9 protein-coding genes, 1 tRNA gene and 3 pseudogenes are annotated in these 12,342 nt (G+C 76.1%); 6 read left to right on the forward strand and 7 right to left on the reverse strand.

What is annotated here, in order from left to right; genetic code table 11:
- Nucleotide 1 precedes the first annotated feature (1 nt).
- Nucleotides 2–118, forward strand: a pseudogene (locus tag ACR80Q_RS18370) (tyrosine-type recombinase/integrase); the annotation flags it as partial.
- 406 nt (nt 119–524) lie between these two features.
- A pseudogene (locus ACR80Q_RS14225) lies at nt 525–989 on the forward strand (site-specific integrase); the annotation flags it as partial.
- 169 nt (nt 990–1,158) lie between these two features.
- Here ACR80Q_RS14225 and ACR80Q_RS14230 read toward each other — a convergent pair.
- Nucleotides 1,159–1,231, reverse strand: a tRNA-Arg gene (locus ACR80Q_RS14230).
- 176 nt (nt 1,232–1,407) lie between these two features.
- On the opposite strand from ACR80Q_RS14230, the gene ACR80Q_RS14235 reads away from it, so the two are divergent.
- The gene (locus ACR80Q_RS14235; protein ID WP_435378297.1) at nt 1,408–2,043 is read left to right on the forward strand and encodes a hypothetical protein; all 636 of its coding nucleotides are present in this window, start codon (nt 1,408–1,410) and stop codon (nt 2,041–2,043) included.
- A 22-nt stretch (nt 2,044–2,065) separates the two neighbouring features.
- Here the strand turns inward: ACR80Q_RS14235 and ACR80Q_RS14240 are convergent, their stop codons facing one another.
- The 3 genes from ACR80Q_RS14240 to ACR80Q_RS14250 all read right to left on the reverse strand — a co-directional run bounded on the left by ACR80Q_RS14240 (nt 2,066) and on the right by ACR80Q_RS14250 (nt 4,592).
- Nucleotides 2,066–2,797 carry a hypothetical protein gene (locus ACR80Q_RS14240; RefSeq protein WP_435378298.1) on the reverse strand — a complete coding sequence of 244 codons (732 nt, stop codon included), beginning with the start codon at nt 2,795–2,797 and terminating at the stop codon, nt 2,066–2,068.
- 80 nt (nt 2,798–2,877) lie between these two features.
- Nucleotides 2,878–3,774: a D-hexose-6-phosphate mutarotase gene (locus ACR80Q_RS14245; RefSeq protein WP_435378299.1), complete on the reverse strand. Its 897-nt coding sequence runs from the start codon at nt 3,772–3,774 to the stop codon at nt 2,878–2,880.
- Nucleotides 3,771–4,592: a Sir2 family NAD-dependent protein deacetylase gene (locus tag ACR80Q_RS14250; RefSeq protein ID WP_435378300.1), complete on the reverse strand. Its 822-nt coding sequence runs from the start codon at nt 4,590–4,592 to the stop codon at nt 3,771–3,773. Before ACR80Q_RS14250 ends, ACR80Q_RS14245 begins: the two co-directional genes overlap by 4 nt.
- A gap of 72 nt (nt 4,593–4,664) precedes the next feature.
- On the opposite strand from ACR80Q_RS14250, the gene ACR80Q_RS14255 reads away from it, so the two are divergent.
- Together ACR80Q_RS14255 and ACR80Q_RS14260 are read left to right on the forward strand one after the other, a co-directional pair.
- On the forward strand, nt 4,665–5,399 hold the full coding sequence (locus ACR80Q_RS14255; RefSeq protein WP_435378301.1) for a DUF5995 family protein: 735 nt from the start codon (nt 4,665–4,667) through the stop codon (nt 5,397–5,399).
- A gap of 87 nt (nt 5,400–5,486) precedes the next feature.
- Nucleotides 5,487–6,533: a DMT family transporter gene (locus ACR80Q_RS14260; RefSeq protein ID WP_435378302.1), complete on the forward strand. Its 1,047-nt coding sequence runs from the start codon at nt 5,487–5,489 to the stop codon at nt 6,531–6,533.
- Between the two features lie 166 nt (nt 6,534–6,699).
- Here ACR80Q_RS14260 and ACR80Q_RS14265 read toward each other — a convergent pair.
- Nucleotides 6,700–7,326 (reverse strand): annotated as a pseudogene (locus tag ACR80Q_RS14265) (potassium channel family protein); the annotation flags it as partial.
- Nucleotides 7,327–7,343: 17 nt separating this feature from the next.
- Between ACR80Q_RS14265 and ACR80Q_RS14270 the strand changes: the two are divergent.
- Nucleotides 7,344–11,102, forward strand: coding sequence for a hypothetical protein (locus tag ACR80Q_RS14270; protein ID WP_435378303.1), 3,759 nt, complete (start codon nt 7,344–7,346; stop codon nt 11,100–11,102).
- Nucleotides 11,103–11,124: 22 nt separating this feature from the next.
- Here ACR80Q_RS14270 and mscL read toward each other — a convergent pair whose 3' ends face one another.
- On the reverse strand, nt 11,125–11,532 hold the full coding sequence (mscL, locus tag ACR80Q_RS14275) for a large conductance mechanosensitive channel protein MscL (protein ID WP_435378304.1): 408 nt from the start codon (nt 11,530–11,532) through the stop codon (nt 11,125–11,127).
- Between the two features lie 108 nt (nt 11,533–11,640).
- Complete coding sequence (locus tag ACR80Q_RS14280; protein ID WP_435378306.1) at nt 11,641–12,186, reverse strand: hypothetical protein; 546 nt, start codon at nt 12,184–12,186, stop codon at nt 11,641–11,643.
- Nucleotides 12,187–12,342: the final 156 nt, after the last annotated feature.

The raw sequence follows: 12,342 nt of genomic DNA on the forward strand, positions 1-12,342 counted from the left end.
CGTGGGCAACGTCGCCAAGCGCCCCGATGGTCGCTGGCGTGCTCGCTACCGCGACCCCTCCGGCAAGGAACACGCCAAGCACTTCGACCGCAAGCTCGACGCCCAGCGCTGGCTCGCCACCGTGGAGGTTGCCGTCGGACGAGGGGAGTGGCTCGACCCGTCGCTGGGCAAAGTCACCGTGGGGGAGTGGGGCAAGCAGTGGCTCGCCGGGCAGTCCCAGCTCAAGCCGACGCCCCTGGAGCGCTACCGCGGCGCCTTCGCCAACCAGGTGCTGCCGACGTGGGAGTCCGTGCCTCTGGCCTCGGTGACGCACTCGGGCGTGGCTGCCTGGGTCGCGAACCTGCATCGCGGCGGACTGTCCGCGTCCTCAGTGCGCCATGGCTACCGGGTGCTTCACATGGTTCTGGGTAGTGCCGTCAGGGACGGTCGACTGCCCCGGAACGTCGCCGTGGGGGTGCGCCTGCCCCGCATTGGCTCCGCGGACAAGCGCTTCCTCACCCACCAGCAGGTCGCGGCTCTGGCTAATGCCGTTGCAGAAACCCTTCGAAGTCGTCGTCTGGGTGCTCGCCTACACCGGGCTCCGCTGGGGCGAGCTCGCCGGCCTGCGCGTCGGAGACGTCGACCTCGAGCACCATCGGATCCACGTCCAGCGATCCATGGTCGAGGTGTGTGGTCGGGTGGTGTTCGGTACGCCCAAGAGTCACCAGCGCCGATCCGTGCCCGTGCCGGCCTTCCTCGTGGACCGGCTTCGTCGGCACCTATCGGGTCGGTCGCCCGACGAGCTCGCGTTCACGAGCCGGCAGGGAGCGGTGCTGCGGAACCGTAACTTCCGGGGCCAGGTCTTCGACGCCGCTGCGGCCTCAGTCGGTCTCCCGGGTCTGACCCCTCACGAGCTCCGGCACACGGCCGCGTCCCTGGCCGTCGCCGCCGGTGCCAACGTCAAGGCCGTTCAGAAGACGCTCGGCCACGCCTCCGCCGCCATGACGCTCGACGTCTACGCAGGGTTGTTCGGGGACGATCTCGACGAGGTCGCCGAGAGGCTCGACCGGGCCGCGACGACGGCGTTTGCGGACCAGGTGCGGACCGCGGACTCACCAGCCGGCCAGGACGCTCAGTCCGGACGCGGACAAACCGCGCGTGACCTGGACGTTCCTTCGGTGGCCCCGGCGAGATTCGAACTCGCGACACACGGTTTAGGAAACCGATGCTCTATCCCCTGAGCTACGGGGCCGTGGGCGAGGAGACCTGCCGTGCCCCGGTCGGCGCGCCCCTGAGGAATCTACCCGAACGGGGCTGGGGTGCCGGCCGGCGACCACCCCGCCGACCGCGCGCCCCGTCCTCAGGGCTACAGCCACGGGGCCGACGTGCCGACACCCGATGGCAACGGACCCCCCGATCGGAGCAGTCATGACGCCGTACCCCACCTCCACCGACGACCGGACCGCCCTCCGGTCGCTGCCGACCCAGCACACCCCGCCCCGTTGGCGGCAGCAGGCCGTCGGCCTGCTCGTCGACGTCGCGGTGACCGAGCTGTCCGCCGGGGTCAACCCGCGGCGGAGCATCCGGGCCATCGCCGACCTCGCCGACGAGCAGGCGAGCCGCGAGGTCACGGCCGTGATCGAGCGCCGGCTCGACGAGTCGCTGGCCGCCTGGGTCGAGCAGCAGCGTCGGGCGCGGGCGGTCGACCCCGAGGTGGACCTCGAGGAGGTCGCGCGGGCCCTGGTCGCCCCGCTGTTCGACCGCCTGCCGCTCAGGGCCCTGGACGGCTGCCCGCACCCGGGGTCGTGGTTCGCCTCGTCGGTCGACGAGCTGCCCTGCGCGGTGCACGGGTACGAGTCCGACGCCGTGGACTGCCTGCGGATGCTGGTGGAGACCTACCTGGTCGACACGGTCGACCGGGCCGTGGCCCGCGCCGACTCCCGGCCCGCGCCGTTGCCCGAGGGGGCTCAGGCCCACGCCGGGATGTGGCTCGGGGTGGCCGTGCTCGCCGCCTGGCGCGCCCGCACCACCGCTGCACCCGCTGTCCGGCCCGTCGCCGGCTGACCGCGAGGGCGGATCGGCGGCATCAGGCCGCGCTCTCCTGGTCGCCGCGCTGCAGGAAGTACGCCCCCAGCGCCCCGGCCAGCGTCGCGAACACCACCACCGAGTAGATCGCCAGCGTCACCTCCAGCAGCCGCGCGAACACCCCGTCGGCCGACAGGGCGGTACCGGTGACCGTGGTCATGGCGGCCTCGTGCAGCGCGACGGCGTACTCGTCGTAGGAGCCCAGCACGTACAGCAGCTGGCTCGCGGCCAGGATCACCACACCGGTCACCAGACCCAGCCAGGTCACCCGCCCCGACAGCAGCCGCCCCCCCGAGCGTGACCCCCGCACCGCGGCCGACAGCACGCTGCCGGCCCGGGCGACCCGCGTCACCCGCAGCAGGGTCAGCGCGCGGGCGAAGCGCAGGAACGGCACCGCCAGGAACACCAGCTGCCACCAGTTGCGGCGCCAGAACACCCCCTGGTCCTTGGCGATCCAGGCGCGCAGGCCGAACTCGGCGACGAACACCGCCCACAGCACCCAGCCGACCACGGTCAGCACGGCGACGAACGCCGGGTCCTCCGCCAGCACCTGCGCCAGGACGACCAGCAGGAACACGATGCCCAGGGCGCTCATCGGCTTGTCGAGGTGCTTCGCCACCGCCTCCGCGGTCGACGGGTCCCGCACCACGACGGTCTCGTGGTCCCGCGACCCGAGGACGTCCGGCTCGGTCGTCGGCGCGGTGGCGGGCGGGGGCGGGGCGGGCGTGGTCATGCCTGTGAGGTGCCCGATCCGGACCAGGACGAACACAACCGCGCCGACCTGCGTGCCGACCGGGCTCCCCGGCCCTCCGCTCAGACCGGCGAGGACGCCCGGAGCCACTGGGTGCCCGACCACGACGCCCCGGGCGCGAGGCGCACCGGCTCCAGCTGCGCGGGCTCCAGGCACACGAACTGCGCCGCCCCGCCGTCGTGCACGTCGCCGAGCACCTGGTCGGGCCCCGGGTTCCAGACCACGCGGGAGTCGAACCCGTCGGCGTCCAGCACCACGTCGCCCAGGACGGGGTCGGTGACCGTGACCTCGCCCGCGACCCCGGTGACGGCCAGGTCGACCGGGCCCCCCACGGCCAGCGGCTCGGCCGGGAGGGTTGTCGTGCCGCTGCCGTCGTTGTGCACCGCGACCAGGCCCGCCAGGCCGCTCACCCGGGCCACCGCGGTCGAGGACACCGCGAGGTAGGTGTGCATCGCCGCGGTGAAGTCGAACGGGTCGACCCCGTCGTTGCGGGCCACCAGGGTCATCACCAGCTCGGCCCCGGAGGCCTCGACGTCCAGCGTCAGGGTGAACGGGTGGGGGAGCAGCACCCGGGTCGCCGCGTCCGAGCGCAGCTCGAGCCGGACCCGTGCCCGGCCGTCACCCGGGCCGCCGCCGGGGTCCCCCTCGCCCAGCACGGTCCACGCCCGGTCCCGGGCGATGCCGTGACGCGGCCCGCCGCCGCGCTCGGCGAACTGGGGCCAGATCACCGGTACCCCACCCCTGACGGCCGTCCCGGGACCGCACCCGGTGGCCCGGCTCAGCCACAACCGCTCGACCCCACCGGCCGGCACCCAGCCCAGCACGTGACCGCCGTGGGCGCAGAACCGGACCTGTGCGCCGTCGTCGCCGGTGACCGTGCGGGGGGTGCACGGCGACGGCGGCACGTGCGCCGACGGCAAGGGGGAGGACGGTCGGGGCGAGGGCGCCGGGTCGCTCATCCGCGCGATCCTGTCAGGCTCGCCGCCCAGCCCACCAGCACCTGCGAGCAGCCGCCCTCGACGTGCACGTCGGCGAAGTCACCGGCCCGGGTGGGGCCGCGGTTGACCACCACCACGGGGATGGACAGCTTCACCGCCCGCGCCACGAACCGTCGGCCCGAGAACACCGTCAGCGACGTCCCGGCCACCAGCAGCGCCCGGGCCCCCTCGACCAGGCGGTAGCACTGCTCGACCCGCGGGACCGGCACGTTCTCGCCGAAGAACACCACGTCGGGCTTGAGCACCCCGCCGCAGCGCTCGCAGCCGGCGACCACGAACCCGGACGTGTCGTCGACGGCGACGTCGCCGTCGGGGGCGATGTCGGACTCCAGCACGTCCTCGCGCTCGGCCCAGCCGGGGTTGAGCAGCGCCAGCCGCTCGTGCAGCCGGCGGCGGGGGCTCAGGTCCCCGCACCCCAGGCAGAGCACCTGCGACAGCCGTCCGTGCAGGTCGACGACCGGGCCGGAGCCGGCCAGGCGGTGCAGCTCGTCGACGTTCTGGGTGATGACCGCGTCCACCAGCCCGGCCCGGCCCAGCGCCGCCAGCGCCCGGTGCCCGTCGTTGGGTCGCGCGGCCGCCATCCGCTGCCAGCCGACGTGGCTGCGCGCCCAGTACCGCTGCCGTCCCCGCTCGGACCGGGTGAAGTCCTGGTACGTCATGGGGGTGCGTCGGGGCGAGCCCGGGCCCCGGTAGTCGGGGATGCCCGAGTCGGTGCTCATCCCGGCGCCGGTCAGGGCCACGACGCCCCCGCCGGCCAGGAGGTCCTCGGCAGTCGTCACGCCCCAGGGTAGGCAGGCGAGGCCGTCGGCGGCCCGCCGGGCCGGGGCCCGGAGGTCGGGTTAGCGTGACGTGTGAGCGACCCCATCGCCGGTGTCGTCGACCGGATGGGCGTCGAGCTGACCAGCCTCGCCGACGACCCCGCCCGGCACTTCCTGGCCACCTACCGCCGCGTCACCGAGGCCGTCGGCGGTGCCGCCCGCACCGGGCAGGTGGAGGACCCCGAGTGGCTCGGCCGCTGGGACGTCGCCTTCGCCGAGCTGTACCTGCAGGCCCTGGCCGCCCACCGTGGCGACCCCGCGACGGCGCCCGGGCCGTGGCGGGCGGCGTTCGCGGCGCCGGCCGACCTGCACCCCTACCTGCACGTGCTGCTGGGGATGAACGCCCACATCAACTACGACATGCCGCAGTCGCTGCTGGACGTGGTCACCGACGCCGACAGCCGCGAGGAGGCCCTGATGGCGTCTCGGGAGCGGGACCACCACGCCCTCGACGCCGTCATCGTGGCGCTGGTGCCGTCGGAGTCCCGGCACCTGGTGCGGGCCGCGGCCGCCGCGCCCGGCGTGCTCGACCGGGTCCTGATGCCGCTGTCGCGGGCGGCGTCGGCCCGGCTGCTGCGGGACAGCCGCCGGCAGGTCTGGGCCAACACCGCCGTGCTGCTGCGGGCCCGCCGCGAGGGCCCGGACCCGCTCCGGCGTGCCGTGGCCCGGCTGGAGGTGCTGTCGACGGAGCGGGTGCAGGACCTGCTGGCGCCACGGCACCCGCTGCTGCACCTGGCGCGCCACGGCTTCGGGGTCCGGCTCGGCTGAGCGCGGCACCAGACCACCTCGTGGGCACTGGTCGGGACGGCGGGGATCGGGACGACCGCCGTCCCCGCTCGGCCCTACCGTCGGGCCATGCCCGCATCGCGTCCTGCGCTCGTCGTCGCGTGGCTGGTCGCCGCGACCTGCTGGGGGGCCAGCTTCCTGTTCATCAAGTGGGGGCTGGAAGGGCTGAGCCCGGGCCAGGTCGCCCTGGCCCGGCTGCTCTTCGGCGGGCTCTTCCTGGGCGGCTGGCTGCTGGTGACCCGGACCCGGCTGCCCCGTGACCGTGGCACCTGGGGTCACTTCGCCGTGCTGGGCGTGCTGTTCTGCTTCGTGCCGTTCACCCTGTTCGCCTGGGCGGAGACGCGGATCGAGAGCGGGCTGGCCGCGATCCTCAACGCCACCACCCCGTTGTGGACGCTGGTCATGGTGCTGCTGTTCCTGCGCGTGGAACGTGTCACCACCCGCAAGATCGTCGGCCTGCTCATCGGTTTCGCCGGGGTCGTGGTCGTGGCCCTGCCCCAGGTCACGGGCCTGGGCGGGCGTGACGCGCTGCTGGGCCAGCTCGCGTGCCTGGGCGCCACCGCCTGCTACGGCGCCGGGCTGGTCTGGGTGCGCCGCTTCGTCATCCCCCGTGGCGTGAGCCCGGTGGTGATCGCGTTCGGGCAGGTGACGTGCGGGTTAGGCTGGAGCGTCCTGGCGGCCCCCGTCCTGTCGTGGACCCCGGTCGACCTGAGCGTCCGCGTCGTCGTGGGCATGGTGGCCCTGGGGGTGCTCGGCACCGGGCTGGCGTTCGTGCTCAACACCGCGGTCACGGCCGGTCTGGGGGCGACGTTCGCCTCGACCGTCACGTACCTGTCGCCGGTGATCGGGGTGGCGCTCGGGGCGCTGCTGCTCGCTGAGCAGGTGCAGCTGGAGCAGGTCGTGGGCGGGGCGGTCGTCATCGTGGGCGTCGCCGTCGGGCAGGGGCTGCTCCGACTGCCCCGACGGGGAGCGGTCACCGCACCGGCGGATCCGGCAGGTCCGGCAGGTCCGGCGGGTCCGGCGGGTCCGGCGGGTCCGGCGGGTCCGGCAGGTCCGACCGGGTCGACGGGTCCGGAGGCCCCGAGGGAGCCGGCGGAACCTGCACGTCCGCTCTGAGGGACGCGAGCTCGCGTCGCAGCTCCCGCACCTCCTGCAGCACCTGCGGCAGGTCGACCAGCGCGATGGACTCCTCCTCGGGCGGTCCCTCGCCCCCCGGGCCGGCCCCGCCGGGGCGTCGGGGGCTGACGTCGGAGCGGACCGCCGCCACCACCTGCGCGGAGATGGTGGCGGTCACGGTGCCCAGCACCCCGATGCCGAGCAGCATCCCGAGCACGGCGGCCGCCCGACCCGTCGCGGTCACCGGGTACAGGTCCCCGTAGCCGACCGTGGTGACCGTCACCGCCGCCCACCACAGCGCGTCGGGGAACGTGAGGATGTTCGCGCCGGGGGCGCCCCGCTCCGACAGCAGCACCGCGACCGCGACGAACAGGACCAGCGTCGTCGCGACCGACAGCAGGTAGACCAGGGTCCGGCGCACCACGTTCTCGCGCCCCTGCAGGCCGCGCCGTCCCCGCACGAGCGAGCCCAGCACGTCCGCCAGTGGCCGCAGCAGCGGGACGACGACCACGACGAGGTCCAGGGGGTTGCTGAGGACGAACCGGACCGGGTGCTCGGCCAGCCGCACCCGCACGACGTAGTCGACCGCGAAGGCGACCCACACCGCGGACCGGGTCAGCCGGGCGACCTCGCCCACCTCGCCCCGCCCGGTCACCAGCTGGGACACGTAGGTCAGGGCGAACACCACCGCCAGCACCGTGAGCGGGAGGGCCGTCGCGCTCTGCCACCGGTGCAGCGGTCGCGACGCGGGCGTCGTCATGAGCCCAGTGTCGGCGTCCGGACCCGCGGACATCTCGTACCGTGGCGGGTATGTCGTCGACGGATGCGCCCTCCGAGCAGGCGCGTACCGCCCGCAGCCGTGCCACCGCCGTGCTCGACCGGGCTCGCGCTGCCCTGCTCGACGAACCGTCCGGCGCCCGCGACCTGCGGCCGCTGGCCGACGCCTGCCTGGACGTCACCCTGGCGCACCCGTCGGGGCAGGCCCACCTGCTGGCCTCGGGCCGGCAGAACCTGTCCGGGCTGGTCCGTGACCCCGAGGCGCGGGCCGTGGCCCTGCTGCGGCTGCGCCGCTTCCGCGAGGTCGTCGGGGCCCTCGACGACCGGGGGCTGGCCGCCGGGCACCTGGTGGCCGGCGTCGTCGTGCTGCCCGGCGGCAGCGAGCTGCCCGTGCTGCTGCGCTCCTGCCGGGTGGCCGGCGCCGGCGACGGGGACGCCGCCGTCCTCGTCGAGGGCCCCGTCGCCCTCAACCCGGCGCTGACGCGGGAGCTGGCCCGCCGCAGCTCCGGGGCGGTCGACCTGCCCGCCGTGCTGGGCGAGCGGCTGCGCACCGCCGGCAGCGGGTTCGACCCCTACCCCCTGCTCGACCTGGTCCAGTCGGCCCTGCCCGCGGTGCCCGGGGCCGTGCTGCGGCGTCGGCTGCTGCTGGCCCCGGTGTCCCTGGACGGCGACCACGTGGTGCAGGACCTGGACCGGCTGCGCGAGCACGTCCCCGCCCACTCCCCGCTCGCCTGGGTCGGCGAGGACTGGGACGCCGAGCCCGCCGACGTGCTCGCCACGGTGGGCCAGGACCTGCCGGACGTCTCGGCGCCGGAGGCAGCCGTGGCCGACCTGCTGGACCGGTTCGTCCCCGCCCGCCTCGACCCCGACCAGCGCCGTGTCCTGGCCGCGGTGCTCACCGGGCACAGCATCGGCGTGGACGCCCCGCCCGGCACCGGGGCCACGACGTGCGCCGTGGCCGTCGCCGCGGTCGCCGCCGCCACGGGCCGGCGCTGCCTGGTGGTCGTGCCCACCCGCGCCGAGGGCGACGTCCTCGTCGACCGGCTCGTCGCGCTCGGCCTGGGCGACCTGGTCGCCGACGGCACCGGCGGGTCCTCGGTCACCTCCCGCGAGGCGGCGGAGGCCGTGCTGGCCGCGAGCACCCCCACCGGCGGGGCCGGGCAGGACAACGCCCGCCGCCACCAGGAGGCGGGGGAGCGCTACCGCGACACCGTCGCCGAGCTGCACCGGGTCCGTCGCCCGTGGCAGGTCACCCGCGCCGACGTGCTCGAGGTGCTGGCGAGCGCCGCGGTCGAGGGTCCTCGGGTCACCGACGTCGTCCTGGAGCAGGACCCGGGCACCGCCCTGTCCCGCGAGCAGCTGGAGGGCCTGGCCGACGACCTGGCCGAGGCCGTCCGGCTGGGCGCCCTGGACGACACCACGACCGCCTGGACCGGCGCCCGGATCACCGACCGCCAGGGGGCCCAGGAGGCCCTGGGCATCGCACGCCGGCTGCGCGACGAGCTGGTCCGCGAGGCCCGCTCCGCCGTCGGTGACCTGGCCCACGGCACGGGGACCGTCCGGGCGAGGTCGGTCGACGACGTGGCCGACCGCCACCGGCTGTTCCTCGGGCTGCAGACCACCCTCGACCGCCTCGTGCCCGAGGTCTTCGACGTCCCGATCCTCGACCTGGTCGCGGCGACGGCGGACGAGGAGTTCCGGCGCACCACCGACTACGCCATGGCCGGGCCGACGCGGTGGCGGTTGCAGCGCCGGGCCCGCCGCCTGGTCCGACCGGGCGTGGAGGTGGACGACCGGCAGCTGCACCGGCTGCTGTCCTCCGCGGCCGCCCAGCGCCTGGACTGGCAGAAGATCAGCGAGGGCTCCGGCTGGGCGCACCTGCCCAGCGCGACCGGCGCCATGGTGGACCGCCTGGGTGACCTGGTCCGGGCCTGCGAGCGCCTCGACCTGCTCCACCCCGGGCTGCGGCTGGGCCGGGCCACGCTGGACGAGGTGCTCGAGACCGCCGTCCGGCTGCTGGACGACGCCGCCGCCCTGGACGACCTGCCGCGGCGGACCCTGCTGGAGCAGCGGGTCGGCGAGCGGGGCGGCGAGGTGCTGCTCCAGCGCCTGCGTGCCCTGCCGGTGGGCGAGGTGAGCCCCGCGATGGCGGCGCGGGAGCTGCGGCTGGCCTGGTGGCTCGGGGTCGCCGAGGCCACCGCGCCCGCCACGGGCGAGCGCGGCGCCACCGTCGAGGCGGTGGACCGGTACGCGGCCTCGCAGCAGGACTGGGTGGCGGCGGCCGCCGGGCGGGTCCGGGCCGCGCGCGACGGGCTCGACCCCCGGTCGCGGCTGTCGGACCCCGTCCGGGTCCTGGTGCCCTCCGACGTCGCCGACCTGCCCGTCGACGAGCACGTCGACGTCGTGGTCCTCGACGACGCCGGCCGCTCCGGCTTCGTCGAGGTGTGCGGCGCGCTCGCCCGGACCGCGCAGGTCGTGGCGCTGGGCGACATCGGCCCGGCCCGGCCCGGCTCGGCCGCCACCGTGCTGGCCGGGTGCCTGCCGGTGGACCGGCTCAGCACGGCGCACCGCACCCACGACGCCACCCTCGCGGCCCTGGCGAGCGCCACCGGGAGCAGCCGTGTCGCCACGGCCGGCTCACCGGAGCGCAGCACCACCGTCACCCGTACGTTCCTGGACACGGCGGTGGGCCTGCCCTCGGGCGAGACCGAGCAGCTGGACTCCACCGAGGTCGAGGTCGAGCACGTCGTGCAGGAGACGCTGCGGCTCGTGGTCGACCTGGCCGCGCAGGACCCGCCCCGCTCCGTTGCCGTCATCGGGCTCACCCGCGCCCACGCCGCGGCCGTCGCGGCGGGCGTCAGGCGGGCCGTGCGGGCCTACCCGGCCCTGGCCGACGCGTTCGGCCCGACCCGGCCCGAACCCGTCGTGGTGGCCTCCGTCGACCAGGCCCGCGGCCTGGAGCGCGACGAGGTGCTGCTGAGCACCGGGTTCGCCCGCACGCCGCACGGTCGCGTCATCCACCGCTTCGGGGCGCTGGACGCGCCCGGCGGCGCCGGCCTGCTGACGACGGCCGTCAGCCGGGCCCGGCACCGGCTGCACGTGGTGACGGCACTGCGCTCACGGGACCTCGACCCCTCGCGCCTGCGCACGCCGGGCGCCCAGGCGCTGGCGGAGGTGCTGGTCGCCGTCGAGACCGCGGCCGAGGGCCCGGGGCGGGGTGGTGGCCGGCCCGAGGGTCGGGCGAGCGCGACCCCCGTCCAGCCCGTGCCCGGCGAGCGGTCGGCCGTGCTGTCCGTCCTGGCCCGGGACCTGCTGTCGCTGGGGGCCGAGGTGACGCCGGGGCCTGGGGGTGGCCTCGCCGTCCGCCACGGGCACCAGGCCCTCGTGGTCGACGTCGACGTCGCCCAGCCGGACCCGGCCGTCGTCGCCGGACGACGCTGGGCCCTCGTCGAGGCCGGCTGGCAGCACCGGCTGGTCGCGGCCGAGCTGGTCGCGGCCGACGTGGCCGGGGTGGCCGCCCGCCTGCTGGGCCTGCCCGACGACGGTCCGGTCGAGCCCGCCACGCCGGAGCCCGTGACGTCGGAGCCCGCCGCTCCGGAGCCCGTGACGCCGGAGCCCGTGACGCCGGAGCCCGCCGCCGGACCCGTCGTCCCGGCCCGGCCGGCACCTGCGGACCGGGTGGACCCCGTCGTGCCTCAGGTCGCCCAGGACGACACCGACCACGGCTGGGGCGAGAGCTCGGCCGAGGACGAGGACGACCGGATCCTGCGGGAGCGCCCGCCCCACTGGTGAGGCGGGCGGTCGGGCCGCCTGCTCAGGGGCGAGGCTGCTGCTGCCCCCGCAGCAGGTCCCGGATCTCGGTCAGCAGCTCGATGTCGGGGGCCGGGGCCTCCTCGGCGGGGATCTCGTCCCGCTTGCGCATCTGCGACAGCTTGTTCATGGGCAGCACGAACACGAAGTAGACGACCGCCGCGGTGATGAGGAACTGGATCGCCGCCGCGATGACGTTGCCGACGTTGACGAACGTCGCCGGGTCGCCGGACAGGATGAAGAAGCCCCAGCCCGGGACGTCCCCGCCGCCGCCCGCGGCCGCGAGCACCGGGTTGATGATGTTCTCGGTGAAGCCGGCCACCAGGGCGGCGAAGGCCGTGCCGATGACGACCGCGACGGCGAGCTCGATGATGTTGCCCCGCAGGACGAAGTCCTTGAAACCCTTGAGCACGGTGATTCTCCTCGGCTGTCGACCTGGCGCGGGCCCGCGCGAGCGTGAGACTAGCCAGACAGGGGCCCTCGGCCCCCGGCTCGTCCCACCGCTCGTACGTCCCCCGCCTCAGCCGTCGGGGGCGACGCCGCCTGGGTCGGTGGGGGCCCGCACGGCCAGGGTCAGACCGCCGCCGGGATGCGCGGCCAGCGCCGCCGCCTCGGCGTCGGTCACCGCGAGCGTGACGGCCCCGCCCGCAGGAGCAGCGGGCAGCACCCCCGCCGGGGCCAGCGGGCCGACCGCCATCGCGTCGGGGCCGCCCGGCACCGGGTCGACCACCAGGGCCGCGTCGGCGACCAGCCGGGCGGGGCCACGGGCGTCGGGGTCGAGCCCGGGAGGTGCCGCGGCGTAGACGACGACGGCGGTGCCGGGCACCGCCAGGGCCAGGACGGCCGGGTCCGAGGGGGTGACCGCGACCAGGACTCGACCGGAGGGAGCCCGGGGGACCGGCGTGACGACGGCCTCCGGGGCGGGGGCCGTGACCCGCAGCGGCACGACCAGAGCGGCCACCACGACCGCGACCGGGAGCAACCACGGCCGGGCCCGGGCGCCCGCCCGCCGGACGCGCCGCCGCGCGACCGGGTCGGGGCCGGAGGTTCCGGCGAGGCTCAGCACCCCGGCAGCGTCGCCGCCCGGTCGCGGCGGGGGTGAGGCACCGTGGCCGGCCTGTGGACGGCGCCGCGCGTCACGGACCTGTGGACGCGGCCCGGTCCGCAGACCGGCCACCGGCGGACGGGCGTGCCGGCGGACCGGCCACCGGCGGACCGGCGG

The organism is Aquipuribacter aurantiacus (assembly GCF_051216895.1).
Lineage (GTDB): Bacteria > Actinomycetota > Actinomycetes > Actinomycetales > JBBAYJ01 > Aquipuribacter.

Excerpts from the sequence above, each read along its gene's own strand:
- ACR80Q_RS14240 (WP_435378298.1), bottom strand. The coding sequence starts at position 2,797 with ATGACCACGCCCGCCCCGCCCCCGCCCGCCACCGCGCCGACGACCGAG.
- ACR80Q_RS14260 (WP_435378302.1), top strand. The coding sequence starts at position 5,487 with ATGCCCGCATCGCGTCCTGCGCTCGTCGTCGCGTGGCTGGTCGCCGCG.
- ACR80Q_RS14245 (WP_435378299.1), bottom strand. The coding sequence starts at position 3,774 with ATGAGCGACCCGGCGCCCTCGCCCCGACCGTCCTCCCCCTTGCCGTCG.
- ACR80Q_RS14270 (WP_435378303.1), top strand. The coding sequence starts at position 7,344 with ATGTCGTCGACGGATGCGCCCTCCGAGCAGGCGCGTACCGCCCGCAGC.
- ACR80Q_RS14235 (WP_435378297.1), top strand. The coding sequence starts at position 1,408 with ATGACGCCGTACCCCACCTCCACCGACGACCGGACCGCCCTCCGGTCG.